The sequence below is a fragment of the Cellulomonas sp. P4_H12 genome (assembly GCF_056400905.1).
This window is the reverse complement of record NZ_JBFUKJ010000033.1, coordinates 1-22,284: the sequence shown is the minus strand read 5'-3', so window position 1 is coordinate 22,284 and position 22,284 is coordinate 1. Positions and strand designations below refer to the sequence as shown.

21 protein-coding genes and 2 tRNA genes are annotated in these 22,284 nt (G+C 73.6%); 5 read left to right on the top strand and 18 right to left on the bottom strand.

Annotated elements, in window-relative coordinates:
* Positions 1-32 precede the first annotated feature (32 nt).
* The 3 genes from AC1DQC_RS16945 to leuC form a co-directional block, all read right to left on the bottom strand.
* Positions 33-656 (bottom strand): HU family DNA-binding protein, encoded by a 624-nt coding sequence (locus AC1DQC_RS16945; RefSeq protein WP_477052404.1) that lies wholly within the window; start codon positions 654-656, stop codon positions 33-35.
* Between the two features lie 111 nt (positions 657-767).
* Positions 768-1,436: a 3-isopropylmalate dehydratase small subunit gene (gene leuD / locus AC1DQC_RS16940; protein ID WP_477052403.1), complete on the bottom strand. Its 669-nt coding sequence runs from the start codon at positions 1,434-1,436 to the stop codon at positions 768-770.
* Between the two features lie 36 nt (positions 1,437-1,472).
* A complete protein-coding gene (leuC, locus tag AC1DQC_RS16935) occupies positions 1,473-2,927 on the bottom strand; it encodes a 3-isopropylmalate dehydratase large subunit (RefSeq protein ID WP_477052402.1) in 1,455 nt (484 codons plus the stop codon).
* Positions 2,928-3,034: 107 nt separating this feature from the next.
* Here leuC and AC1DQC_RS16930 point away from each other — a divergent pair, with 107 nt between their 5' ends.
* Together AC1DQC_RS16930 and AC1DQC_RS16925 are read left to right on the top strand one after the other, a co-directional pair.
* Positions 3,035-3,754, top strand: coding sequence for an IclR family transcriptional regulator (locus tag AC1DQC_RS16930; RefSeq protein WP_028046824.1), 720 nt, complete (start codon positions 3,035-3,037; stop codon positions 3,752-3,754).
* Complete coding sequence (locus AC1DQC_RS16925; RefSeq protein WP_477052401.1) at positions 3,754-3,984, top strand: hypothetical protein; 231 nt, start codon at positions 3,754-3,756, stop codon at positions 3,982-3,984. Before AC1DQC_RS16930 ends, AC1DQC_RS16925 begins: the two co-directional genes overlap by 1 nt.
* A gap of 68 nt (positions 3,985-4,052) precedes the next feature.
* Here the strand turns inward: AC1DQC_RS16925 and AC1DQC_RS16920 are convergent.
* The 5 genes from AC1DQC_RS16920 to AC1DQC_RS16900 all read right to left on the bottom strand — a co-directional run bounded on the left by AC1DQC_RS16920 (position 4,053) and on the right by AC1DQC_RS16900 (position 6,866).
* Positions 4,053-4,125, bottom strand: a tRNA-Glu gene (locus AC1DQC_RS16920).
* Positions 4,126-4,210: 85 nt separating this feature from the next.
* A tRNA-Gln gene (locus tag AC1DQC_RS16915) sits at positions 4,211-4,282 on the bottom strand.
* Between the two features lie 159 nt (positions 4,283-4,441).
* Positions 4,442-4,897: a DUF6912 family protein gene (locus AC1DQC_RS16910; protein WP_477052400.1), complete on the bottom strand. Its 456-nt coding sequence runs from the start codon at positions 4,895-4,897 to the stop codon at positions 4,442-4,444.
* 36 nt (positions 4,898-4,933) lie between these two features.
* A complete protein-coding gene (locus AC1DQC_RS16905) occupies positions 4,934-6,202 on the bottom strand; it encodes a CpaE/TadZ family protein (protein ID WP_477052399.1) in 1,269 nt (422 codons plus the stop codon).
* 1 nt (position 6,203) lies between these two features.
* Positions 6,204-6,866 (bottom strand): CpaB family protein, encoded by a 663-nt coding sequence (locus tag AC1DQC_RS16900; protein WP_477052398.1) that lies wholly within the window; start codon positions 6,864-6,866, stop codon positions 6,204-6,206.
* A gap of 115 nt (positions 6,867-6,981) precedes the next feature.
* Here AC1DQC_RS16900 and AC1DQC_RS16895 point away from each other — a divergent pair, with 115 nt between their 5' ends.
* Positions 6,982-7,215, top strand: coding sequence for a helix-turn-helix domain-containing protein (locus AC1DQC_RS16895; RefSeq protein ID WP_477052397.1), 234 nt, complete (start codon positions 6,982-6,984; stop codon positions 7,213-7,215).
* A 2-nt stretch (positions 7,216-7,217) separates the two neighbouring features.
* On the opposite strand, the gene AC1DQC_RS16890 is transcribed toward AC1DQC_RS16895, so the two are convergent.
* Together AC1DQC_RS16890 and AC1DQC_RS16885 are read right to left on the bottom strand one after the other, a co-directional pair.
* Positions 7,218-7,745 (bottom strand): hypothetical protein, encoded by a 528-nt coding sequence (locus tag AC1DQC_RS16890; RefSeq protein WP_477052396.1) that lies wholly within the window; start codon positions 7,743-7,745, stop codon positions 7,218-7,220.
* 141 nt (positions 7,746-7,886) lie between these two features.
* Positions 7,887-9,179: a carboxylesterase family protein gene (locus tag AC1DQC_RS16885; RefSeq protein ID WP_477052395.1), complete on the bottom strand. Its 1,293-nt coding sequence runs from the start codon at positions 9,177-9,179 to the stop codon at positions 7,887-7,889.
* Between the two features lie 489 nt (positions 9,180-9,668).
* Between AC1DQC_RS16885 and AC1DQC_RS16880 the strand changes: the two genes are divergently transcribed.
* Both AC1DQC_RS16880 and AC1DQC_RS16875 read left to right on the top strand, forming a co-directional pair.
* Positions 9,669-10,496: a LysM peptidoglycan-binding domain-containing protein gene (locus tag AC1DQC_RS16880; protein ID WP_477052394.1), complete on the top strand. Its 828-nt coding sequence runs from the start codon at positions 9,669-9,671 to the stop codon at positions 10,494-10,496.
* Positions 10,493-11,089 (top strand): Rv3235 family protein, encoded by a 597-nt coding sequence (locus AC1DQC_RS16875; protein WP_477052393.1) that lies wholly within the window; start codon positions 10,493-10,495, stop codon positions 11,087-11,089. Before AC1DQC_RS16880 ends, AC1DQC_RS16875 begins: the two co-directional genes overlap by 4 nt.
* Positions 11,090-11,143: 54 nt before the next feature.
* Here the strand turns inward: AC1DQC_RS16875 and secA are convergent, their stop codons facing one another.
* The 8 genes from secA to mtrA form a co-directional block, all read right to left on the bottom strand.
* Complete coding sequence (secA, locus tag AC1DQC_RS16870; protein WP_477052392.1) at positions 11,144-13,960, bottom strand: preprotein translocase subunit SecA; 2,817 nt, start codon at positions 13,958-13,960, stop codon at positions 11,144-11,146.
* Complete coding sequence (locus tag AC1DQC_RS16865) at positions 13,923-14,945, bottom strand: DMT family transporter (protein WP_477052391.1); 1,023 nt, start codon at positions 14,943-14,945, stop codon at positions 13,923-13,925. The genes secA and AC1DQC_RS16865 overlap by 38 nt, the downstream gene beginning before the upstream one ends.
* Positions 14,942-16,201 (bottom strand): winged helix-turn-helix domain-containing protein, encoded by a 1,260-nt coding sequence (locus AC1DQC_RS16860; protein WP_477052390.1) that lies wholly within the window; start codon positions 16,199-16,201, stop codon positions 14,942-14,944. The genes AC1DQC_RS16865 and AC1DQC_RS16860 overlap by 4 nt, the downstream gene beginning before the upstream one ends.
* A gap of 81 nt (positions 16,202-16,282) precedes the next feature.
* The gene (gene hpf, locus AC1DQC_RS16855; RefSeq protein ID WP_477052389.1) at positions 16,283-16,906 is read right to left on the bottom strand and encodes a ribosome hibernation-promoting factor, HPF/YfiA family; all 624 of its coding nucleotides are present in this window, start codon (positions 16,904-16,906) and stop codon (positions 16,283-16,285) included.
* 201 nt (positions 16,907-17,107) lie between these two features.
* Entirely contained in the window at positions 17,108-17,845 is a 738-nt protein-coding gene (locus tag AC1DQC_RS16850; RefSeq protein ID WP_477052388.1) for a ComF family protein, read from the bottom strand.
* 72 nt (positions 17,846-17,917) lie between these two features.
* The gene (locus AC1DQC_RS16845; protein WP_477052387.1) at positions 17,918-19,573 is read right to left on the bottom strand and encodes an LpqB family beta-propeller domain-containing protein; all 1,656 of its coding nucleotides are present in this window, start codon (positions 19,571-19,573) and stop codon (positions 17,918-17,920) included.
* Positions 19,570-21,273, bottom strand: a complete 1,704-nt coding sequence (mtrB, locus tag AC1DQC_RS16840) for an MtrAB system histidine kinase MtrB (protein WP_477052386.1) — start codon at positions 21,271-21,273, stop codon at positions 19,570-19,572. Before mtrB ends, AC1DQC_RS16845 begins: the two co-directional genes overlap by 4 nt.
* A gap of 19 nt (positions 21,274-21,292) precedes the next feature.
* Positions 21,293-21,976, bottom strand: a complete 684-nt coding sequence (gene mtrA / locus AC1DQC_RS16835; protein WP_055912929.1) for an MtrAB system response regulator MtrA — start codon at positions 21,974-21,976, stop codon at positions 21,293-21,295.
* Between the last annotated feature and the right edge of the window lie 308 nt (positions 21,977-22,284).

Below are 22,284 nucleotides of genomic sequence, written 5' to 3'. Positions count from 1 at the left end.
GCGCCGAACCTTCACACGGTCGTGCCCGCGGATTACTTCTTCTTGGCGTGGTCCTTGCCGGACCTCTTCTTGGCCTTCTTCGCGTCGGCCTTCTTGGCGTCCGCCTTCTTGGCGTCGGCCCGCTTCTTCGCGTCCGCCTTCTTCTTCGCGTCGGCCCGCTTCTTGACGTCGGCCTTCTTCGCCTCGGCCTTCGCCTTCGCCTTGGCCTTGGGCGCAGCAGCCTTCGCCTTCGCGGTGGGGATCGACGTGGCCGTCACCGTGGCAGCCGTGACGCCGGGCGTGGACGCCGGCGCGACCGCGGCGGTCCCCGACGGCGCGGCGACCGCGGCCAGGTCCTGCAGCGAGCCCAGGTCGGCGACCGTGCCGAGCGTCGACGCCTCGCCCGCAGCCACCCGCGCGCGCAGGGTCGCGCCGGGGTGGAAGCGCGCGACCGTGGTCGCCGCGACCTCGAGGGACTCGCCCGTACGAGGGTTGCGGCCCGTGCGCGCGGCGCGACCCGCCGCCTCGAAGGTGCCGAACCCGGTGAGCGTGACCCGCTCACCGGCGACCAGCGCCGCGGTGATCTCGTCGAGCACCGCGTCGACGGCGGCGAGCGCGGCGCCCTTCGACGCGCCTCGAGCGGCGATCCGGTCAGCGATCTGCGACTTGCCCGGCATGTCGTCCTCCCTCGGCCGACGCGGTCCGCGTCGTGGCCCGGGGCCACGCTATCGACCGCGGACGCCCGGCGGGTCACTCACGAGAGCGACCCGCCGGGGCGATGCCACGACTCAGCGGGGCTTCTGGCCGATCTCGACCGGCACACCGGCCGGCCGGGCAGCGACGATCTCCACGGAGGGCAGGTGCTTCGCGGGCAGGGTGGCCGGGCGCCAGGGCTCGCGGCGGGCCTCGAAGTCCGAGATCTCGTCGGCGTGCTCGAGCGTGAGCCCGATGTCGTCGAGACCTTCCATCAGCCGCCACCGGGTGTAGTCGTCCACCTGGAACGGCACCACGACGTCGTCGCACGTGATCGTCTTGGACTCGAGGTCGACGGTGACCGCGGTGCCGGGGCGCGTCTCGAGGATCTTCCAGATGAGCTCGATGTCCTCCTGCGCCGCCTGCGCGGCGAGCAGCCCCTGCTTGCCGGAGTTGCCGCGGAAGATGTCCGCGAAGCGGTTCGAGATGACGACCTTGAAGCCGTAGTCCTTGAGCGCCCAGACGGCGTGCTCGCGGGACGAGCCGGTGCCGAAGTCGGGGCCGGCGACGAGCACGGACCCGGCCTTGTAGGCGTCCTGGTTGAGGACGAACGTCGGGTCGCCCCGCCACGCGGCGAACAGCGCGTCCTCGAACCCGGTGCGCGTCACCCGCTTGAGGTAGACGGCCGGGATGATCTGGTCCGTGTCGACGTTGCTGCGCCGCAGCGGGACGCCGACGCCGGTGTGCTGGCTGAACTTCTCCATGGCTGTGTCTCTTTCTCGGTTCCCGAGTTTCCCCGGTCAGACCGTCTGGAGGTCGGTGAGGGGGCTGCCGTCGGGCGTCGGGGCGCCCGTGTCGAGGTCGGCGTACGACGAGAGCGTGCCGCGGATGGCCGTCGCGGCGGCGACGAGCGGCGACACGAGGTGCGTGCGGCCACCCTTGCCCTGCCGGCCCTCGAAGTTCCGGTTCGACGTCGACGCCGAGCGCTCCCCCGGCGCGAGCTGGTCGGGGTTCATGCCCAGACACATCGAGCAGCCGGCGTTGCGCCACTCGGCACCGAAGTCGAGGAAGATCTTGTCCAGCCCCTCCGCCTCCGCCTGCAGCCGCACGCGGGCCGACGCCGGCACCACGAGGACTCGGACGTCGTCGGACTTGTGCTTGCCGCGGACGACCTTGGCCACCGAGCGCAGGTCCTCGATGCGGCCGTTGGTGCACGAGCCGATGAAGACCGTGTCGACCTTGATCTCGCGCAGCGGCTGGCCGGGCGTCAGGCCCATGTACTCGATGGCGCGCTCGGCAGCGACGCGCTCGTTGGCGTCCGCGATCTCCTCGGGCACCGGCACGGAGCCCGACAGCGGCAGGCCCTGGCCCGGGTTGGTGCCCCAGGTGACGAACGGCTCGAGGTCCTCGGCGCGGAGCACGACCTCGACGTCGAACTCGGCGTCGTCGTCGGTCTTGAGCGTGCTCCAGTACTCGACGGCGGCGTCCCAGTCGGCGCCCTCCGGCGCGTGCGGGCGGCCCTTGAGGTAGTCGAACGTGGTCTGGTCGGGCGCGATCATGCCCGCGCGCGCGCCGGCCTCGATCGACATGTTGCAGACCGTCATGCGGGCTTCCATCGACAGCGCGCGGATCGCCTCGCCGCGGTACTCGAGCACGTAGCCCTGACCGCCGCCGGTGCCGATCTTCGCGATGATCGCCAGGATGATGTCCTTGCTGGTGGCGCCGGGCGGCAGCGCGCCGTCGACCGTGATCGCCATGGTCTTGAACGGCGCCAGCGGCAGGGTCTGCGTGGCCAGCACGTGCTCGACCTCGCTGGTGCCGATACCGAACGCGAGGGCACCGAACGCGCCGTGCGTGGACGTGTGCGAGTCGCCGCAGACCACGGTGAGGCCGGGCTGCGTGAGGCCCAGCTGCGGGCCCACCTGGTGGACGATGCCCTGATCGGCGTCGCCCAGGGAGTGGATCCGCACGCCGAACTCCGCGGCGTTGTTGCGCAGGGTCTGGATCTGCGTCCGGCTCGTCTCGTCGGCGATGGGCCGGTCGATGTCGAGCGTGGGGGTGTTGTGGTCCTCGGTCGCGAGCGTGAGGTCCGGGCGGCGGACCGGGCGACCCGCGAGCCGCAGGCCCTCGAACGCCTGCGGGCTCGTCACCTCGTGCACGAGGTGGAGGTCGATGTAGAGGAGGTCGGGCGCGCCGTCCGTGCCACGTCGCACGACGTGCGCGTCCCAGACCTTCTCCGCCAACGTGCCGGCCATGTTCTCGGTCCGTTCTCTCGTTCATTCCTGTCGGCCGGGAGTGTGGTTTTCCCGGCTCGCCTGCCGTCGTACTTGCATCTCAGCCTTCGAGACGCCAATATCGACCTATGGACAACTCTAGCGGAGTCGGCGTGCTGGACAAGGCCGCATCCGTTCTCAGCGCTCTCGAGGCCGGGCCGGCCACCCTCGCCCAGCTCGTCACCGCCACCCACCTTGCTCGCCCCACGGCCCACCGGCTGGCCGTGGCGCTCGAGCACCACCGCCTGGTGGCGCGCGACATGCAGGGACGGTTCGTGCTCGGACCGCGCCTCTCCGAGCTCGCGACGGCCGCCGGCGAGGACCGCCTGCTCGCCGCCGCCGGGCCCGTGCTGGCCGCGCTGCGCGACCACACCGGCGAGAGCGCGCAGCTCTACCGACGCCAGGGCGACCAGCGCATCTGCGTGGCCGCAGCCGAGCGGCCCATCGGCCTGCGCGACTCGATCCCCGTGGGCGCCACGCTCACCATGCACGCGGGCTCCGCGGCGCAGATCCTGCTCGCCTGGGAGGAGCCCGACCGGCTCCACCGGGGCCTGCAGGGCGCCAAGTTCACGGCCACGATCCTGTCCGGCGTCCGTCGCCGCGGCTGGGCGCAGTCCGTGTCCGAGCGCGAGGTCGGCGTCGCCTCCGTCTCCGCGCCCGTGCGCGGGCCGTCGGGTCGGATCGTCGCGGCGGTGTCCGTCTCCGGCCCGCTCGAGCGCCTCTCCCGGCAGCCCGGCCGGCTGCACGCCGCCGCCGTCGTCTCGGCGGCCAACCGGCTGACCGAGGTGCTGCGCCGAACGGCCGACTGATGGCCGTGCGGGGTGCCGCGGCCAGCCGACGCCGGCTGCGCAACCGGGTGGCGGTCATCGGGTTCGTCGCCGGGCTCGTGGTCGGCGCCGTCCTGGCGCTCCTGGGGGGCGGCGGCGCCATCGACGCCGTGCTGACCGGCGTGTTCGTCGGCGCGCTCGCGGCCGTCATCGGCGCGATCGTCGTCGCCCTGCTGCCGACGTCCTCGCACGGTCCGCCCGGCCAGCACTGACGTCCGGTCGCCCGGTCCCGAGGAACGCAGAAGGCCCGGTCACCGTGGTGACCGGGCCTTCTCCTACGTACCCCCGACCGGATTCGAACCGGCGCTACCGCCGTGAGAGGGCGGCGTGCTAGGCCGCTACACAACGGGGGCCTATACGCTGCGCGACCCGTGGGCCTCGCTTGCGAGTGAACACTCTACCCGATCCTCCGAGGAGGTCGGACCAGCGGTGCTCGCGCTGGGGTACCAGGACTCGAACCTAGACTAACTGAACCAGAATCAGTCGTGCTGCCAATTACACCATACCCCATGGGGGTATAACGCCCGGAGCTCGTGAACCGCCTGGCGGGGCGGACACACGCGCATCCGGACGTCGTACCGGCGGTGAACACTACCCGAGCGCCGGGGCGGGGTCCAACTGGCTCCCCCCAGGAGGGGCGTTCGTGACCAAGGCCACGGCGCGCCGCCCTCAGCGGGGGATGCTGCCCAGCTCCGAGGCGTCGTACCAGAGCAGGTCGCGCTCGTCGAGACGGTCGACGGCCGCCTCGTCTCCCCCGGCCGCGAGCACGACGTCGGGTGCTGCGCCGGGCTCGTCGACGTGCGCACAGATCACGTCCGCCTGCTCCACGGCGCTCACCAGCTCGACGGCGCTGGGCACGTCCTCGTCGTCGGTGACCGGCTGGATCGCCGCGTCGGGGACGTCGACCGAGACCACCAGGCGCAGCTGCGGGACGTCCGGGCGCGTCGCCAGGAGCTCGAGCGAGTCGTCGGCGGCCGCGAGCTGCGCGGCGAACTCGAGGCCCTCGTCGTCCTCGTCGGGGAACAGGGCGCGCAGCGCCGGTGTCACGGCGTGCGCGCGGCGCGCCGTGAACGGTCCCGCTGCGGGGTCGAGCTGGTCGAGGGAGGCCGGGAGGTAGATGCGCACCAGGCCAGTGTGCCGCCCACCGGGGCACCCGGGAGGTCAGGCGCGCGCGACGGTGACCGGCTCGAGCTCAGGCGCACCGACGCGGACGGCATCGACGCGCGCGGCGACCCCCGCGAGCGCCCGCCGCACGGGCGAGCCCGGCGCGGCCTCGCGCAGGGTCTTCGCCTCGAGCAGGGCGGTGTCGACGGCCGCCCGGTCCTCGGGCACCAGGTGCGCGTCCGTGACGCCGGCGTACCGCGCCAGGGCCCGCGCGACGGCGTCCCCCGGGTGCGGGCCCGCCACGGAGGCGCGGACCCGGTTCACCAGCACCACGCGCGTGGCCCCGAGCCCGAGATCGGTGAGCTCACCGAGACCGCGGACCAGCCGCTGGATGCCCACGGGGTCACCCGAGCCCACCACCAGGACGACGTCGGCCGCCTCGAGCGCGCTGAGGGTGGCCGCGTTGCGGCGCGGCGCCCGGGTGTCGTAGCTGAGCACCTCGTCCTGCTCCAGGCAGAAGCCGCAGTCGACCACCGTCCACGCCGCGAGCCCGCGGGCCACCGACCACACGGCGTCGAGCGACGACGAGGGCAGCTCCGGCCACCGGTCCGCTCGCGAGATCCCGGACAGCACCCGCAGGTCGGGCGCGACCGACGGGGTCAACCGCGCCAGGGTCGTCAGGTCGAGCGTGCCCTGCGCCGCCGCGCGGGCCGCGGCCGCGAGCCCGGGGGCCTCGTCCAGCATGCCGAGCACCTGCGCCACGCATCCCCCGTAGGTGTCCGCGTCGACCAGGAGGGTCCGGCGACCGGCCGCGGCGAGCTCCGCGGCGACGTTCACCGCGACGGTGGTCCGGCCCGGCGCACCCGTGGGTCCCCAGACGGCGACGACCAGGCCCTGGCTGGGCCGCCGGACGGTGATCTCCTCGGGGTGTGCGGGCTGCGGGGCCTCGTCGTCGCGCGCGCTGCCGAGGATGGCGAGGGCATCCCGGACCACCGAGCCGGCCGCGGCCTCGTCCTGCGGGGCGACCGCCACGAGGTCGGCGCCCAGCGCGGTGAGCCGCTCGCCGAGCCAGGGGCGCGCGGCGTCGCCGATGCCGACCACCCGGACCCCGGCGCGGTGCAGCAGGTCGATCGCCTCGCGGTCCAGCAGCTCCAGGTCGCCGGAGACCACGGCGAGCCTGCCCAGCCCGGCCTCCGCCGCGGCGAGGAGCTCCGTGAGGTCCGCACACCGTCGGGTGACGCTCGCCCGACCGCCGGTCTGCTCCACGGCCTGGACGATGATCGACTCGGCCGAGCCCTGTACCGCGCACAGCACCCCGACGGTCACGTCAGCCACCCGTCCCGGGCACGGGCACCACGTCGACCGCGCCGTCGGCCGCGAGCGCGGTGAGGATGCTGGGCAGGACGTCCGTCGGCACCAGGACCTGCACCGAGCTGCCGCCGGAGGCGCGGAAGGCCCCCGACGGAGTCGTCACCTCCGCGACGGTGAGCCCGCCCGCCAGCTGCCGCGGATCCCCCGGCGAGGCGTCGCCGTCCGGGGCCGGCGGGGTGAACCACACGTCCACCAGAGCGCCGGGCGCGACGTCGCGCGACGGCGCGCGCGTCAGGGTGATCGACACCGGCCGCAGGTCCAGGTCGGCCGCCGAGCCCACCGCGGAGGCCGGCACCAGCTCGCCGCGGCCGACGGCGCGCACGACCACACCGTCCGTGGCGACCGGCTCGTCCGCCCGCAGATAGTGGTCCAGGTTCACGGTCCCCAGCCGCACGTCGACCACCGCGAGCTCGTCGACGGTCACCCGGTCCCCCGGCACCAGAGCCGCGCGGGTCACGTAGACCGGTACGGTGGCCTGCGCCGTGCGCACCGCCCACGAACCCAGCAGCACGGACGCGGCCACCATCGCGATCCCTGCCAGCAGGCGCGGGTCGCGCCAGCCCGGACGGCGCAGGCGTGCGGCCACCGGCGCGGGCAGATCGATCACGCTCGTGTCCATCGACTCTCCTGGTTCGCCGTGCCCCGTAGGCGGTCATCTTGCCGTGCGCGGCACGCCGCGCACGGAGCATTGTGGACAAACCGGTCCGAGCGCCAGTGCGTGCCACACTGCGGTCATGCCGTCGAGGTTCCTCACGCTCGCTGACGTCACCGAGGTGCTCAACATCTCCGCACCGCAGGCGTACGCGCTCGTCCGCTCCGGCGAGCTGCCTGCCATCCAGATCGGCGGGCGCCTGCAGTGGCGCGTCGAGTCCACCGAGCTGGAGAAGTACATCCAGCGGATGTACGAGCAGACGCGCGCCCGGATCAGCAGCGACGGCGCCACGGTCGAGGACGCCGGCTCGGACTGACCTCACCCGTCCGACCGCACCACCCGCAGCGCGCCGAACGCCACCGCCCAGCCTCCGCGACCGTCCCGGCCGGCGTCGGTGAGGTCGAGGTGGTCGGCCCCCACCCGCTCGATCCGGCCTGCCATCTCGACGCCCCCGGCGTCGACGCGGACGACCGCCCGGTCCCGCGCGAGCGCGCGCAGGGCGTGACCGAGCCCGAGCCGCGCCTCGACCGCGCCGGGGGGCGGGGCGGCGTGCGCGACGAGCCCGTCGACGGCCACGACCGCCCGCATCGGCACGAGCGCCCGGCGCACGGGCGAGGTGGCCACCAGGAGCCACTCGGGCGCTGCCGCGACGAGCTCGCCCACCACCGCGTCGGCGCTGCCCACCTGGATGCGCACAGAGCGGCCGACCGACGAGCGCGCCCGCGCGGCGAGCTCGACGGATGCGCGTTCCGCTCGCGCGAGCTCGGCGACGTCCGCCCGCACGTCGGCGAGCCGACCCGCCGCGAGCTGGGCCTCCATGTCCGCGAACAGCTGCTMCCACCGCATKCCTGCACCGTAGGGGTTCGCTCGGCTCTCGCGAGCCCCGTCCCCTGTGGAGCTGCACGACAGCTGTGCCGGCGTGCGTCGGCCACAACGTCACGAGGGGGCCAGCCGCGCGTTGGGCACCCCCTCGTGCCGTGTTCACGACTAGGTGTGCGTGTGACCGAGCATCCACGAGTAGATGTCGTGGGTGGCACCGATCGCGTAGGTCTGCGTCCACGAGTCGTGATCGACACCCGGGTAGATCGTCACCTGTGCCGACGCCGCGGGCGGCGGGCAGGCGTTGATGGCCGCCACGGTGTCGATGCTGCCGGCGGGGTCGACGACCTCGTCAGCGTCCCCGGCGAACGCCCACAGCGGCACCTGCGCCAGGCCGCATCCGACGGTGCCCAGCGCGGGTCGCCCGTCGCCGGCGATCGGCACAGCGGCGGCGACCTTCTCGTTGCCGTGCTCCGAGAGGTACTCCCACAGGCCGTACGCGCCGCAGCTGAGACCCGTCAGGTACACCCGGGCCGGGTCGACGTCGTACGCGGCGATCGCGTAGGTCACGAATGCATCCACTTCCTGCGGTGTCATGCAGGGCGAGGACTCGGGCAAGTTGCCCAGGTCGTGCTGGATCTGCATGATGCACGAGCCGGTCCGGTACTCCGGGCAGACGGCGTAGGCAGGGCCGTCTGTGATCGTGTGCTGCGGCGCCAGGACGACGAACGGCCGATCGGCCGGCCAGCCGTCGTTCGCGATGAACCTGGGGATCGCCGTGCCGGCAAGCAGGGGGAGGTCCTCGGCCGAGCCGCTGCCACTCTCTCCGTAGCCGTGCAGGAAGACCAGCAGCGGCGACTTCGACGCAGCGGCGTAGTCCGTCGGCAGGTACTCCATGTACCCCGACGCCGACCCTGTCGAGCCGACCGGCCTGTACGTCATCCGGTCCGCCGAGCCGGTACCGACGAGGTCACCTGCGGCCTTGCAGAAGTCTTCGTCCAGGCTCGGGTGCTGGCCGTGCACCGTCATGCTGATCAGCTCGAGGAACTGCTTGCCCGGATCGGTGTCCCCGCCCGTGTCCCACAGGGCCTCGTACCGGATGGTGCCCCGGTCCCTCAAGACCACTGTGCCCGTCGAGCTCTCGACGACACGAGGGTTGTCCTTGACCACGAGGGTCGACGTGAACACATTGCCCTCGACCCGGGTTGCCTGCACGTCCTTGACCCTGGCGTCGCCTCGGACGACGAACGTCTGGCCCGTGTCCACGCGGGTGTGGACCTGCCGGTAGGAGAACGTGTCCGTGACGAAGTAGAACGACTCCTTGTTCTTCTTGCCCTCCCGCACCTTCTGAACACCCGTGATCTCCTCGTGCGCAGACACCGGGTACCCGCAGTCGCTGTACGTCCAGTCGTTGCTGGTCGTGTACGGCGTCACCTCGACGTTGCCGGCAGCTGCTGGCAACGCACTCCACGCGAGCGCCGCTGCTGAGAGCACGCCGACGAACGCAGCCCTTCGCGAAGTCTTCGTTGACCTGACCATGCGTCCGCCTCCAGCGGCTCGCCACGGGCCCCCACCCGCCGACAACCCCAACCCGTGCGACGCCGCGGGACGGCGCGCTGACCGGCAGCGGCTGGGCTGCGCCGGCAGCCGCAAGTCGGGACAAAAGGTGTGAACAGGATGATCGATCGGGACGCTACTCGCGCCCGACGAGGACGCGCCAGACCTTTCGCACAGATGAAGCACAGCGAGCGCACATCGCGGCGCGCCCACTGGTCGAGTCGCACCACCAGTGCGCGCGCGGACAGCACAGCGCAATCCCCGGCCCCGGCGCCCTTCGCACAGGCCGGATCGCGGACACCACTGGACACGACATCGGACATTCAGGTACATCTATCGCACTCAGTCATCATCAAACTGCATCAAACAACACGATCCGAGGTCATCATGCGGATGGACGACACCACCACGGCGGTCCGCCGGCGGCCGGGCTCGGCCCTCGGTGCGCTGCTCGTGGGCGCGGCCCTCTCGGTCGCGCTGGCCGCCGCGTCGGTCGACCGGCTCTCGACCCTCCTGGCGCTGCATCGCGGCGCGTGGCGCGTCGACGTGGCGGTCGAGGCGGCGGTGACGACGGCCGGCGCCCTCGTCGCCTCCTGGCTCGCCCTGTCCGCGCTGGTCACCGCCGTGTGCGTCGTCGCCCGGGCGGCGGGCGCGCGCTGGCGGTCCGGTGAGCGGCTGGTGCAGCGGTGGGCGCCCGCGGTCGTGCGCAAGGCGCTCGTCGTGGCCGTCGGCGCGAGCGTCGGGCTGGGCCTGGCCAGCGGGGCGTCTGCGGCCACGCCCGCGCCGACGCCGTCCGTCTCCGCGAGCGCCACGGTCGACGACCTCGGCTGGGTGGCGACGACCCCGGGCCCCGAGCCGTCGCCCGCTCGCGCCGAGCGGTCGACCGTCGCGTCCGAGCTCCCGGTCGCGCCGCCTCCCGCCCCACCCGTCCCCTCCGAGCACCCGACGACGCCGGTCGACCGGGTCGCCGACGCCGCCGCCGGTGCGTCGGTGCCGTCGGTGCCGTCGGTGCCGTCGGCGAACGTCGTGGTCGCACCCGGGGACAGCCTCTGGGCCATCGCCGCGAGACACCTGCCACCCGGCGCGCCGGACGCGGAGATCGCTGCGGCGTGGCCACGGTGGTACCGCGCGAACGCCTCGACCATCGGCGCGGACCCCGACGTCATCCGTCCCGGCCAGGTCCTCGTCGTGCCGGCGACGGTCGCCGAGGCGTCCTCGTGAGCGCGCTCGTGCTCGCCCGCACCGGCACCGCCACGGAGGAGGCGTTCGCGCGCGTCCGGGCGACGCAGCACGCGGGCGGGCCGGCCCCGAGGCGCCGACCCCAGGCGCGGCTCGTGCCGGCGCTGTCGCCCCCGGCGATCGAGGAGGCTGCCGGGCCCGTGCACGCCGTGCCCGTGACCGCGTCGGCGCGCATCGCCGTCCTGCGCGCCAGCGACCGGTCGCCCATGGCGGAGATCGACGACGACGAGCCGKGGGCGCTGCCGGACGGCGACCCGGCCGTGGTCGCCCGCACCATCGCGCTCGCCGCGCTCGAGGTGCTGGCCGGCCGCCGGTCCGCCGCCCAGCTGGCCCGGTGGCTGACACCCGGCGTGCTCGACTCGCTCCAGGTACGGGCCGGCCTGACGCACCGGGTGCTCGGGGGCGCCGCGATCGGACGACCGCCCGTGATCCGTCGTGCGCGCGCCTGCCGCGTCGGGTCGCACGTGCTCGAGGCGAGCGTGGTGGCCGACGACGGAACGCGGGTCAGGGCCGTCGCCGTCCGGCTCGAGGGGCACCGCGGGGCGTGGCGCGCCACCGCCCTCGAGATCGGCTGAGGCCCGACGCGCGGAAGCCCGCCCCGAGACCGGGGCGGGCTTCCGTCGTGCGGGTCAGCGCTTGCGCTGCTGCTTGGCGGCCTTTCGGCGCGCCTCGCGGTTGGCCGAGCCGTCGTCGCCGGCTGCGACCGCGGGCCGTGCGCCGGCGCTCTTGCCGCCTGCGTCCGCGCGCGTGATCACGCCACCGTCGCCGTCGACCGACGGGGCCGAGTACTGCAACGGAGCGCGCTCCGTCGGCCCGTCGATGCCCTTGGCCACGAGCTTGCCCGGCGTCGGACCGTCGGAGACCGACCGGGCGAGCGCCGCCTGCGCCCCGGCGCTGGCCGCCGCCTGGACCGCCGAGTCCGCCGTCACCGGGGGCGCCTCGGGCTCGGCGACCTGCACCTCCAGGTTGTAGAGGAAGCCGACCGTCTCCTCCTTGATGGCATCGGTCATCGCGTTGAACAGCTGGTAGCCCTCGCGCTGGTACTCCACCAGCGGGTCGCGCTGAGCCATCGCCCGCAGACCGATGCCCTCCTTGAGGTAGTCCATCTCGTAGAGGTGCTCGCGCCACTTGCGGTCGAGGACCGACAGGGTCACGCGCCGCTCGAGCTGGCGCATGTTCTCCGAGCCGATCTGCTCCTCGCGCTCGGCGTACGCGTGCGTCGCGTCGGAGAGGATCTCGCGCTCGATCAGCTCCGCCGAGAGGCGCGTCGGGCCGCCGGCCTGCTCGAGCACCTCGTCGGGCGTGATGGAGACCGGGTACACGGCCCGCAGCGCCGTCCAGAGCGCATCGAGGTCCCAGTCCTCCGGCCGGCCCTCCGCGGTGGCGCCCGTGATGTAGGCGGACAGGACGTCGTTGCGGAAGTGCTTGACCTGCTCGTGCAGGTCCTCGCCCTCGAGCACCCGGCGGCGCTGCTCGTAGATCACCACGCGCTGGCGGGACATGACGTCGTCGTACTTCAGGACGTTCTTGCGGATCTCGAAGTTGCGCGCCTCGACCTGCGACTGCGCCGACTGGATGCCGCGCGTGACGATCTTGGACTCGAGCGGCATGTCCTCGGGGAAGCCCGCGCGCGTCATCATCGACTCGGCCAGACCCGAGTTGAACAGGCGCATGAGGTCGTCCTGCATCGACAGGTAGAACCGGGACTCCCCCGGGTCGCCCTGGCGGCCGGAACGGCCCCGCAGCTGGTTGTCGATGCGGCGCGACTCGTGCCGCTCGGTGCCCAGCACGTACAGCCCGCCCAGCTCGACGACCTCGTCGTGCTCGGCGGCCACGGACTCCTTGGCCTTCTCGAGCGCGAGCGGCCATGCAGCCTCGTACTCCTCCGCGTTCTCCGCGGGGTCCAGGCCACGGGCCGACAGGTCCTCGACCGCCATGAACTCGGCGTTGCCGCCGAGCATGATGTCGGTGCCTCGACCGGCCATGTTCGTCGCGACGGTCACGGCACCCTTGCGGCCCGCCTGCGCGACGATGGACGCCTCACGCGCGTGCTGCTTGGCGTTGAGCACCTCGTGCGGGACGCCCTGCTTCTTCAGCTTGGAGGAGAGCAGCTCGCTCTTCTCGACGCTCGTCGTGCCCACCAGGACCGGCTGGCCCTGCGCGTGCCGCTCGACGATGTCGGCGACGACGGCATCGAACTTGCCGTCCTCGCTCTTGTAGACGAAGTCCCGCTGGTCGATGCGCTGCATCGTGCGGTTGGTCGGGATGGGCACGACCCCCAGGTTGTACGTGCCCTGGAACTCGGCGGCCTCGGTCTCGGCCGTACCGGTCATGCCGGCGAGCTTGCCGTAGAGCCGGAAGTAGTTCTGCAGGGTGATCGTGGCGAGCGTCTGGTTCTCCGCCTTGATGGCGACGCCCTCCTTCGCCTCGATCGCCTGGTGCATGCCCTCGTTGTAGCGGCGGCCCGGCAGGATGCGGCCGGTGTGCTCGTCGACGATCAGCACCTCGCCGTTCATCACGACGTAGTCCTTGTCGCGCTTGAACAGCTCCTGGGCCTTGATCGCGTTGTTGAGGAACCCGATGAGCGGCGTGTTGAGGGACTCGTAGAGGTTGTCGATGCCGAGGTAGTCCTCGACCCGCTCGATCCCCGGCTCGAGGACGCCGACGGTCCGCTTCTTCTCGTCGACCTCGTAGTCCCGCTCGGGCTGCAGCCGGCGGACGACCTTGGCGAACTCGGCGTACCACCGGTTGGTGTCGCCGGACGCCGGGCCCGAGATGATCAGCGGGGTGCGGGCCTCGTCGATGAGGATCGAGTCCACCTCGTCGACGATCGCGAAGTTGTGGCCGCGCTGCACCAGCTCGTCGGTGCTCCACGCCATGTTGTCGCGCAGGTAGTCGAACCCGAACTCGTTGTTCGTGCCGTAGGTGATGTCGCACGCGTACTGCTTGCGCCGCTCGGACGGCTCCTGCCGCGACAGGATGACGCCGCTGGTCAGGCCGAGGAACCGGTAGACGCGGCCCATCAGCTCGGCCTGGTAGCTGGCCAGGTAGTCGTTGACGGTGACGACGTGGACGCCCTTGCCGCTCAGCGCGTTCAGGTACGCCGGCGCCGTCGCGACGAGCGTCTTGCCCTCACCGGTCTTCATCTCGGCGATGTTGCCGAGGTGCAGCGCCGCGCCGCCCATGAGCTGGACGTCGAAGTGCCGCTGACCGAGGGTCCGGCGGGCGGCCTCGCGCACCGTGGCGAACGCCTCCGCGAGGAGGTCGTCGAGCGTCTCGCCGTCGGCGAGGCGGGCGCGGAAGCGGTCCGTCTCCTCGCGCAGCTCGGCGTCCGACAGCGCGACGAAGCTGTCCTCCAGGGCGTTGACCTGCTGGGCGATGCCCGACAGCTTCTTGACGATCCGGCCTTCACCGAGGCGCAGGACCTTCTCGAGGATCGCTGGCACGCACTACTCCCGACGTGTTCGCGCTCCGGGCGCGCGCGGCGTCGGAGCGGCTGAGGTGCCCGGCCGCACGGCCGGGCGCGTCCATCGTAGGCGAGCCTGCGCGGCGCGGGCGAAGAACGACCACCGCGCCGCCCAGCAGCACCGCGCCGACCACGCCGGTCACGCCKAGGCGCTCGTCGAGCAGGAGGACCGCGCCGACCGTGGCCGTGAGCGGTTCGAGCAGGGCGAGCAGGGCCGCGGTGGTGGCCGGGACGCGCCGCAGGCCGGTGAAGTAGGCGCTGTACGCCGCGGCGGTGGGCACCACGGCCAGGTAGGCCAGGAGCGCCCAGCCCTGCGCATCACCGGGGACGGCGAGCCCGGGTCCGGCCAAGGCAGCCACCGGCAGGAGCACGATTCCGCCGAGCGTGAACGCCGTCGCCGTCAGCGGCAGCGGAGCCAGCCCGGGCACGCTCCGGCGGTTCAGCCCGGTGATCGTCGCGAACGCGGCGGCCGCGACGAGCGCGAGCAGCGCACCCGCGGCGGTCCCCGGTCCCGCGGCGTCGGACGGGCCCACGAGGAGCACGAGCCCGGCCAGCGCGAGACAGAGGGCCACGAGGGTGCGGGGCGACGGGAGCCGACGCTCGGCGACGGCGGTGCCCACGGCCACGAGCAGGGGCGCCGCGCCGAGCGCCACGAGAGTCGCCACGGCCACGCCGGCCCGCTGCACCGCCGCGAAGTACGCGGCCTGGTAGACGGCGGCGAGCAGCGCGGTCTCGACGACGAGGAGGACCACCGGGCGCGTCCGGGCCAGCCCGCGCAGTCCGCCCGCCGCCGCCAGGCCGAGCAGCAGCACTCCCCCACCGCCCAGCAGGCGGTACGCGGCGACGGTCAGAGGCGGAAGGCCCGCGACGTCCGCGAGCGCGGCCCCCGCGAGCCCGCCCGTGCCCCAGAGCACACCGCCGAGCGCGACCAGCGCGAAGTCGCGCGGTCGGGTCTCGTGCGTCACGCGACGAACCGCACCGCGCGCGCCAGGTCGACTGCGAGGTCGCCCCGCAGCCCCCCGTCGCGGTCGCCCACGACGATGTCGCTCAGGCMGAGCCACCCCGCGAGCGCGTGCAGCTCCACGGCCAGGGGCTCGACCACGTCGGCGTCGGACAGGGTGGACCTCAGGGCACGGTGGGCCGCGTGGACGCGCAGGACGCCGGCCTGCCGGTCGGCCTTGAGGTCGACGAGCGCCGGCAGCGTCTCCCCCAGCAGGAACGGCAGCACGTAGTAGCCCCACACCCGTTGCGGCTCGGGCACGTAGATCTCGATGCGGTAGCGCAGGCCGAACAGCGCCTCGAGGCGGCGGCGCTCGAACACCAGCGGGTCGAACGGGTTGAGCAGCGCGCTCCCGGTCGCCCGGCGCGGCAGGTCCGCGTCGCGGTGCCGCCACACGGTGCCCTGGTTCCAGCCGTCGACCGTCACCTCGTGCAGGACGCCGTCCTCGACCAGGTCGGCGATCGCCGACAGGACCCGGGTCTCCTTGATGCGGAAGTAGTCGGCGATGCTGCGCAGGGTGCCGATGCCATGGGCGCGGGCGCCGATCTCCGTGAGCGCCCGGACCGCGTCCTCGTCCGACGGCTCCGGGGCGGCCAGCACGTCCGGCGGCAGGACGCGCGACGTCAGGTCGTACCGGCGCTCGAACGCACCGTTGCGGCCCGCGGAGGTGATCTCCCCCGTGAAGAACAGGAATTCCAGCACGCGCTTGGCGACCGACCAGTTCCAGCCCCACTCCCCGCGCGTGGTCGGGTGCTCGGCCTCGAAGTCCGCCTGCACCTCGCGAGCCGTGATCGGGCCACGCTCGGCGATGATCGTCCGGACCTCGCCGAGCACGGGCGAGTGCTTGAGGGGAACCTCCGCGATCCCGCCCCACGCCTCGTCCAGGTAGGCCCGCTGCCTCCAGCCGAGCAGCCGGTAGGTCTCGGGGGGCACGAACGACGCCATGTGCGCCCACGTCTCCACGAGTCGCCGCGGTGCCCGGCCGGACGCCCGGTCGAGCAGTGCGGGGTCGTACGCACCGATCCGGGAGAACGTCGGCATCAGGTGCGCGCGGGCCAGCACGTTGACCGAGTCGATCTGCAGCACACCCAGCCGGTCGACGACCTGCTGGAACTGCCGCATGGTCGGCGCCGCCGGACGCTGCGGGCGGGAGCGGTCGAGGCCCTGCGCGCGCAGGGTGATGCGACGGGCCTGCGAGAGGGACAGACGCTCGGGCTGCACGCGCCCATCCTGCCGTGCGCCACCGACACGGCGACGCCCGCCCGGTCGCGGGGACCGGGCGGGCGTCGTGGGCCGGGTGGGTCAGCCGCCGACCGCGGCCGCGACGGCGACCGGCGTGTCGAGCTTGATGATCCCGTAGCTCCAGCCGCGCCGGCGGTACGCGACCGACGGCTGCGCGGTCTCCGCGTCGATGAAGAGGAAGAAGTCGTGCCCGACGAGCTCCATCTCGTAGAGGGCGTCGTCGACCGTCATCGGCTGGGCCTGGTGGACCTTCTCCCGGATGACCACGGGCGAGTCGCCGAGCGTGGTCTCGACGGCGGCGTCCGGGTCGACCGGCGCGGAGGCCTGGGGCTCCGGCTCGGGCGGACGGACGTCGACAGGGGCGATCGGAGTGTGGTTGCGGTGGTCCTTGCGCCGGTCACGCGTGCGACGCAGCCGCTCGAGAAGCTTCCCGAGGGCCAGGTCGAGCGCCGCGTACCGGTCGTCTGCGCACGCCTCGGCGCGGATCACGGGTCCTCGGTCGACGACCGTGAGCTCGACGCGCTCACTGCTGCCCGCCTGGCGGGGGTTGGTCTCGTGCGACACGACGACATCGATCCGCTGCGCGCGGGGGGCCAGCTGCTCGACTTTCGCGAGCTTCTGCTCGACGTGCGTCCTGTACTTCGGAAGCACCTCGGTGTGCCGGCCGGCAACCACGATCTCCATGTGAGCCTCCTGCGAGGTCAGGGGCGGGCCGTACCCGCCCAGGTGACTAGCGATGGGCTGCCCGTTGGGCAGTCGGGCGGCGTCACCTCCTCCCGCGGCCCTGCCCGGACGACCCCCTCGGGTCGAGTCCGTGCGGCGCCGTGGCTCAGGCCCCCACGCTAACCCCGCGGCCCCCGGCGAACCAGCCGCACCGTGCGCGGATCACCCTGTGGACACGACCCGACCCGGCGGCAGCCGCGTCGCGGCGGCCGGGCCGGGCGTCGACGCCAGCGTGAAGGCCCCGACGACCCGAGCACCCGCGGCCTCGAGCGCCCCGCGGGCCGCCGCGAGCGTCGCACCGGTGGTCAGGACGTCGTCGACGACGACCGTCGCACGGCCCGGCAGCCGGGACGCCTGCGACRGCGCCACGMGGACGTGCCCCGCGAGGTTGCGCGACCGGGCCCGGGCCCCGAGGCCCACCTGGTCCCGCCCGCCGCGGCGGACCAGCACGGGTGCCGGTACCGCGAGCAGGCCGGCGCCGGCCAGCCCGTCGGCGACCGCGACGGCGAGCGCGCCCACGAGGTCGGCACCCCGTCGCCGGCGGGCGGCGGCGGTGGACGGCGCGGGCACGACGAGTACCGACCCGACCGCCAGCAGCGGCGCGATGTGGCCACCCGCGCGACCGGCCGCCCCGGCGAACGCGGGCGTGAGGTCGAGCCGGCCGCGGTCCTTCCAGGCGACGATCCCCCGCCGGACGTCGCCGGTGCAGTCGGCCAGCGTCCACACGGGCAGCGCCTCGGAGCCGTCGAGCCGGTCGAGGCGCGCCGCCCGGTCCTCGCACCGCCACGGACCGCCGGCGAGCCGCGCCGCGCAGCGGCCGCACCACGCGACGTCCTGGGCCCCGCAGCCCGCGCACTCCACGGGCAGCAGCAGGCCGAGCAGCTCCCGGAGCACCGTCATGTACCGAGCGTGGCTGACCCGCCGCGGGCGTCGTGTGCCGAGTGTGGAGGCGCGGGGCTGTTGGCGGCCCGGTCAGCCGGAGAAGAACGGGTCGGACGCGCCGTCCACGCCGAGCACCTGCGCCCACGTCGGCTGGACGAACCGCCGCAGCTCGCCGTCCGTCGTCGTCACGTAGATCCCGCTCCCCGCCGCGAGCGCCGCGAGCTTGGGCACGTCCGGCAGCGTCGTCGTCGGTCCGGCGACCGGCACGAGGTGCACGGCCGTGTTGCCGGTCGACCGCCCGATCACCGCGAGCGTCGACTCGTCCGCCCAGGCGACGGAGCTGGCGTCGACGAGCGAGGCGCCCGCCCGCTGCGGGATGCCCACCTGCTGAGGCGAGCCGGACTCGTCGCGCGTGATCGCGGCGACGTCGACCTTCACCTCGTCGGCTCCCGACGAGACGATGACGATCCGGACCCCGTCGCGGGCCACCCGCACGGCTCGCACCGTCCGGCCGGCGAGCCAGTCCCCGGCCACACGGACAGGGTCCCCGTCGGTGGGCACGGCGACGAGGCCGCCGGAGTCGGCGGTCCAGGCCCAGCCGAACCGGTCGACGGAGGGCGCGACGAGGCCCGTGCCGGTGAAGAGCTCGCGAGCAGGGGTCGTGCCCGTGGGCACGGTGGTCAGCGCCGTCGCGCCGGAGAGCATCACGCGGACCGAGGCGTCCTCGTTGCGCGCCGGGCTCCGGGCGTCGAGCCCCGCGAGCGAGCCGAGGTCCGGCACGGGCGTGGCGTCGCCGTCGACGAGCGCGACGATCTTGTCGTCCCGGAGGAACTCGACGTTGCTGGACGGCGGGTTCCCGCGTTGGAGGGTCTTGGTGCCCGGCTCGAGCAGCACGCCACCCGCGTCGACCTGGACGGAGCCGATGCCCTTGACCGGCAGCAGGCTCGCGTCGATCTGTGCCAGCAGGAGGTCACGGTCGGCGCGGGTGACCGCGAGCGCCGGAGCGAGGCTCACGTGCGCCACGCCGTCGTCGTCGATGGTGACGGACTGCGGGTTGAGCTCCACCCCGTCCGGCACCGCGGTGTCGACCGCGTCCTGCAGCCACGGCGACGGTCCGGAGAGCAGCTCCGTCATGATCGACGTCGGCAGGTTCTTCCACGGGAACCACCGCGACTCGGGGACGAGGAAGGCGTCGTCGGGCGAGAGGAAGTACAGCGAGGCGGGCCGGTAGCTCCGCGCGAAGTCCTCCTGCTGGAGGATCAGCCCGTCGGGCGGGAGCGCGATCCGCCACTGGTCCTTGTCGTCCTGCACCATCTCGAACGTCACCGACTCGCCGCCCTCGGGGGCGGCCTCGGCGTAGCGGCCGCCCTCGTCGACGCGGGCCTTGACCGGCACGTCGATGGTGACCTCGGTGTCGACGCTGGTCGGCTCGTACTGCCACGGGCCGGCGACGGTCACGCCCGCCAACGGCTTCCAGGTCGCCTTCGCCTCCCCCGCGAGGTACTCCCGAGCCGTCACGAACTGGTCGCTGAACCCGGCGGCGCCGGCGGCCAGGAAGCCGTCGACGATCTCGGTCGGCGTGTCCCCCGGCTGCGGGCCCTCGGCGAGCACGTCGATGTCCGCCGGCTCGGTGACCTCGGTGTCGCTCTCCTGCACGGGCCCCGAGGTCGGGATGGCCGAGCAGGCGGCGAGCACCGCCACGGTGAGGGCGGCGAGGGCGCCTCGACGGACGCGGGACGCGCTCATCGGACCTCCTGCCGCTCGGGCGTGTCGAGCTCGTCCGATGCCATGTCCGGCAGCGCGGCGGGGTCGGTGTGCGGGCGCACCACGGGGATGCGCAGCGCCTCGGTGATCGGCGACTCGTCCGGCGTGAGCGGGAGGGGCGACCCGGCGAGCCGGATGCCCGCGCGCCGCGGCAGCGTCAGCCGGAAGCTGGCCCCGCGACCGGGCCGGCCCCAGGCCTCGAGCCATCCCCCGTGCAGGTGGGCGTCCTCCAGCGAGATCGCCAGGCCGAGCCCCGTGCCGCCCGTCGTGCGCGCCCGCGCGGGGTCGGCGCGCCAGAAGCGGTCGAACACGTGGACCGCCTCGTCGGGCGTCATGCCGACACCGCGGTCGCGGACGGTGACGGCCACGGAGTGGGCGTCGGCCCCCACGGTGACCTCGACCGTGCTGCCTTCGGCGTGCTCGACCGCGTTGACCAGCAGGTTGCGCAGGATGCGCTCGACCCGACGAGGGTCGATGTCCGCGACGCAGCGCTCCTCCGGGACCACGACGTGCAGCCAGGCGCCGCGTCGCTCCGCGAGCGGGGAGGCGTGGTCGACCGCCTGAACGACCACGTCCCGCACGTCGCGGCTCTCCGCGTCCAGCACGGCCGCGCCGGCGTCGAACCGGCTGATCTCCAGCAGGTCGGCGAGCAGGTCCTCGAACCGGTCGAGCTGGGTCTGCAGGAGCTCCGCGGACCGCTTCGCGGCCGGGTCGAAGTCCTCGCGCGACGCGTGGATGACCTCGCCGGCCATCCGGATGGTGGTCAACGGCGTCCGCAGCTCGTGCGAGACGTCGGAGACGAACCGCCGCTGGAGGGTGGACAGCTCCTCCATGCGGTGGATCTGGTCCTGGAGGCTGTCGGCCATCTCGTTGAACGAGCGCGCGAGCGTCGCCATCTCGTCCTCGCCCTTCTCGGGCATGCGCTCCGACAGGTGGCCGTCCGCCAGACGCTCGGCCACCTCCGCTGCCCGCCGCACCGGTCGCACCGTCTGCCGCGTGACCAGCCACGTCATGCTGCCCAGCAGCACGACGAGAGCCACTGCCGCGAGTCCCAGGGTGCGCTGCAGGAAGTCGAGCCGGTCCTGCTCCGACTGCAGGCTGTAGAGGAAGAACAGCTGGTACGTGCCGTCGACGGGCACCGTCACGTCCTGGCCGACCATGAGCCCGGGCGAGACGCCCCCGGTGTCCAGCGGGATGGCCACGGACTGCCAGTGCTGCCCGCCCCCCGCCGTCGCGAGGCGCAGCTCGGGGCTGACCAGCGGGACCAGGTCCTGGTTGGAGTACGCGCCCGTGACGGCGACCGTGCCGCCCTTCTGGCCCGGTGCGCGCAGGAGGAACACCTCGCGGCGGTCGGAACCACCGGTGCGCTGCGCCAGGGCGACGTCCCGCAGCAGGCGCTGCACGTCCGTGCCCGACGTCGCGGTCGACGCGTCGAGCGTCGCCTGCGCCTGCTGGGTGGACCGCGCGCTCTCCTGGAGCACCTGGTCGAGCCGGGCCTGGAACAGGCCGTCGGCCATCCGGCCGCTGACGTACGCGCCCACCAGCAGGAGCGCGACCAGCCCGATCGCGAGAGTCGAGGTGATGACCCGCACCTGGAGCGACGACCGCCACGCCCGTGCCCACGAGCGGACCCGCCGCCGTGACCGTGCCCGGACCAGCCGCCAGGTGCTGCTCACCCGCACGAGCGTGCTCCCGACCGACTCACGTCGAGGCCACGCCCGCCTTGTAGCCGACACCACGGACAGTGACGACGATCTCGGGCTGCTCGGGATCGTTCTCGATCTTCGAGCGCAGACGCTGCACGTGCACGTTCACCAGGCGCGTGTCGGCGGCGTGCCGATAGCCCCAGACCTTCTCCAGGAGGACCTCGCGGGTGAACACCTGCCAGGGCTTGCGGGCGAGCGCGACGAGCAGGTCGAACTCGAGCGGGGTGAGGGACACCGGCCGCCCGGCGCGCGCCACCCGGTGGCCGGGGACGTCGATGGTCACGTCGCCGATGGTGAGGTGCTCCGGCGCGGGCTCGTCGCTGCGGCGCAGGCGCGCGCGCACCCGAGCCACCAGCTCCTTGGGCTTGAACGGCTTCGAGATGTAGTCGTCGGCGCCCGACTCGAGACCGAGGACGACGTCGACGGTGTCGCTCTTGGCAGTGAGCATGACGATCGGCACACCCGACTCCGCCCGGATCTGCCGGCACACCTCGTTCCCGTCCTTGCCGGGCAGCATGAGGTCGAGCAGCACGAGGTCAGGCTGGGTGGCCCGGAACACGCCGATCGCCTCGTCGCCGTCCTCGCAGAAGACGGGGTCGAACCCCTCCGACCGCAGCACGATGCCGATCATCTCGGCCAGGGCGGTGTCGTCGTCGACCACCAGCACGCGTCCCTTCATGGCGGCATTGTCGCACTGCACAGCCCCGCACCCGGGCCACCTCGGTCCACGACTCGACACGGGGGCCACAGATCACCCGGTCGCGCGCCGGACGCGCCACCCACCGTGGCACGATGAATGCTCCGCGGGGAGCCCAGGTGGGCCCTTGCGAGCATCCGCCCGTCCGACGACAGCCGAGGGAGCCGCGCTCGCATGACGAGCCCGCACGACGACGTGCCGCAGACGCCGACGTGGGCCGCGCCCGCCGGGAGCACGCCCCCGCCGCCGCCCGTCGCGCCGGGCCCCCCGGCTCCCCCGCCGGGGTGGGG

Bases quoted from the DNA above. Each gene is read 5' to 3' on its own strand.
- leuC (WP_477052402.1), bottom strand. From the start codon at position 2,927: ATGGCCGGCACGTTGGCGGAGAAGGTCTGGGACGCGCACGTCGTGCGA.
- AC1DQC_RS16900 (WP_477052398.1), bottom strand. From the start codon at position 6,866: ATGGACACGAGCGTGATCGATCTGCCCGCGCCGGTGGCCGCACGCCTG.
- AC1DQC_RS16845 (WP_477052387.1), bottom strand. From the start codon at position 19,573: ATGAGCGCGTCCCGCGTCCGTCGAGGCGCCCTCGCCGCCCTCACCGTG.
- AC1DQC_RS16930 (WP_028046824.1), top strand. From the start codon at position 3,035: ATGGACAACTCTAGCGGAGTCGGCGTGCTGGACAAGGCCGCATCCGTT.
- mtrA (WP_055912929.1), bottom strand. From the start codon at position 21,976: ATGAAGGGACGCGTGCTGGTGGTCGACGACGACACCGCCCTGGCCGAG.
- AC1DQC_RS16925 (WP_477052401.1), top strand. From the start codon at position 3,754: ATGGCCGTGCGGGGTGCCGCGGCCAGCCGACGCCGGCTGCGCAACCGG.
- hpf (WP_477052389.1), bottom strand. From the start codon at position 16,906: ATGGAGATCGTGGTTGCCGGCCGGCACACCGAGGTGCTTCCGAAGTAC.
- AC1DQC_RS16895 (WP_477052397.1), top strand. From the start codon at position 6,982: ATGCCGTCGAGGTTCCTCACGCTCGCTGACGTCACCGAGGTGCTCAAC.
- leuD (WP_477052403.1), bottom strand. From the start codon at position 1,436: ATGGAGAAGTTCAGCCAGCACACCGGCGTCGGCGTCCCGCTGCGGCGC.
- AC1DQC_RS16945 (WP_477052404.1), bottom strand. From the start codon at position 656: ATGCCGGGCAAGTCGCAGATCGCTGACCGGATCGCCGCTCGAGGCGCG.
- AC1DQC_RS16880 (WP_477052394.1), top strand. From the start codon at position 9,669: ATGGACGACACCACCACGGCGGTCCGCCGGCGGCCGGGCTCGGCCCTC.